This is a genomic window from Nonomuraea lactucae (assembly GCF_003313395.1).
Classification (GTDB): domain Bacteria; phylum Actinomycetota; class Actinomycetes; order Streptosporangiales; family Streptosporangiaceae; genus Nonomuraea; species Nonomuraea lactucae.
The window spans coordinates 1-1,503 of record NZ_QNFZ01000518.1; the positions used below are offsets into that span (position 1 = coordinate 1).

Annotated in this window: 1 protein-coding gene and 1 pseudogene; one reads left to right on the forward strand and one right to left on the reverse strand. The window is 73.7% G+C overall.

Annotated elements, in window-relative coordinates:
• Nucleotides 1-201, forward strand: a pseudogene (locus tag DQW85_RS46020) (peptidyl-tRNA hydrolase); the annotation flags it as partial.
• 18 nt (nucleotides 202-219) lie between these two features.
• Here DQW85_RS46020 and DQW85_RS23190 read toward each other — a convergent pair.
• A complete protein-coding gene (locus DQW85_RS23190; protein WP_113702220.1) occupies nucleotides 220-1,200 on the reverse strand; it encodes a DUF3616 domain-containing protein in 981 nt (326 codons plus the stop codon).
• Nucleotides 1,201-1,503 lie beyond the last annotated feature (303 nt).

Here is a 1,503-nt window from a genome sequence, read left to right on the forward strand (position 1 = left end):
AGCGGCCCGGCCGAGCGCGACACCTGGCGGACCCGCGGGCTCGCGGTCCGCGTGCGCACCGCCACGCCCGGCGACTTCGCCGCGAAGGTCGCCGCGGGCCTGCCCGTGGTGCGTGACGCCGGGTTCACCGAGATCGAGCCGGGTTCGTGCACGTTCGTGGCCGACGCGCCGTGGCTGTACGGGCGGGTCGCCAGATCGTGAGGCCGTACGGCCGGGGCGCTACGGCTGGATGGGGAAGACGTCCGCCAGCACGCCGCCCGCCGGGGTGGTCCGCGCGGGCGACGGGCTGTCGTAGACCACCATCAGCCTCCCGTCGTCCAGCACGGCCATGCCCTCCGGATGGTCGCAGCCGATGCCGTAGGGCAGCTCGGCCACCGTCTCCAGCTCGTCCGCCGGCACCACCCCGCCGTCCTGACCGGCCCGCCAGCGCATCACGCGCACCGGCCCGTCCAGGTCCATGCTGGGCCCGGTGAGCAGCAGCAGGTCGTTCCCGTACGGGCACAGGTCGCGCACCCCCAGCCCGCCGAGGTCGAGGAAGTGCTTGCGGAGCGGCTCGCGCAGCCGCAGCCGGCCCTGCCCGGCCTCGACGGGCCTGGCCTCCAGCACCACGGCCCAGCCGCGCAGCACCGGCCCGCGAAGGCCGAGGTAGACCCGCTCGCCGCGGACCGCGATGCCCTCGATGTCGAGGCCGTTGTCCTTGCCCGGCAGCGCCAGGAACGGCGCCAGATGCTCGTCGTCGCGCAGCCGCGCCGCGATGTTGTCGGCGCCGGACAGGATCGAGCCCGGGAGAGGGCTGTTGGTGACCGGATCGAGGGGGAGCCGCGCCAGGATGAACCGGTTCTCCTCCCTGACGACCGTGGCCAGCCGTCTGGCCGCCTTGGCGGGGTCCTTCGACTTGACGCGCCGCCGCTTCAGGCTGTGCGAGCCGACGGCCCACAGGTGGCCGTCGGCCCTGGCCAGGCCCTCGATGTCGGCCTCGTCGTCCGGCCCCGCGGGCAGGCGCAGGTAGTCGGCCAGGACGAACGTGCGCTGAGCGTCGTACCGCTCGCCGGTCCACGCCAGGTGCTCGATGGTCGCGGTCTCGTCGCCGGCCACCCACAGCCCGGTCTCGTCCTGCCGGAGCGCCGAGAGGTTCGTGTGCGTCTGGGCCGCTCGCGAGGCGGGGTCGAAGCGCAGCTCCACCTGTTCCACGAGGCCCATGATTGCACTTCGGTCGCTTCATAAGCGGAATGGCCAGATTTGTCGTACGCTCCGGTCGTGCTCGATGGGGAAGTTGGGACCAAAGGTTCCCGTGTGAAAACGGCCGTGAGATCGGGAACCCCTGCCTCTCCGCCCAGACGATCCCGCGTCGGGGATCTGCCGATGCGGGTCGTGTACCGGGGGCTCGCCGTGGTCGCGGTGGTGGCGTCGGCCGCCGTCGCGCTGGCGTTCGCGCTCCCGCCGGAGCCGGACGAGGTCGCCGCGGGGCCGATCGCCGCGCCATCGGCCCCGCCGTCCTCGTCC